The organism is Vibrio sp. 10N.222.49.C9 (assembly GCF_041474985.1).
GTDB classification, from domain to species: domain Bacteria; phylum Pseudomonadota; class Gammaproteobacteria; order Enterobacterales; family Vibrionaceae; genus Vibrio; species Vibrio crassostreae_C.
Genome location: NZ_JBFRVD010000526.1, coordinates 1 through 304, shown reverse-complemented (window position 1 = coordinate 304; position 304 = coordinate 1). Strand labels below are relative to the sequence as shown.

1 pseudogene is annotated in these 304 nt (G+C 48.4%); it reads right to left on the bottom strand.

Annotated elements, in window-relative coordinates:
* A pseudogene (locus AB4585_RS24300) lies at positions 1–304 on the bottom strand (RNA-binding transcriptional accessory protein); the annotation flags it as partial.

The window sequence follows — 304 nt, the reverse complement described above, 5'->3', positions numbered from 1 at the left end:
ATTTTAACAAGCTCAGCAAGTGGGTCTTGTAATCGGCGGGCAATGGACACCGCGCCACGCAAAGACACATCCATATTCGGGAACTCTTTGGCCGCCAATTCAGAGGCTGAATACACAGAAGCCCCCGCTTCACTGACCACAATCTTTTGTACCTTGACGCCCTTCTTGATGATGTCGCCAACAAAGGTGTCAGATTCACGTGAGGCCGTACCGTTACCAATCGCCACCAAATCCACATTGTGCTGTTTTATCAATCGCTCAATGGTTTGCATCGATTTGTCGTATTGTTTTTGTGGTGGATGTG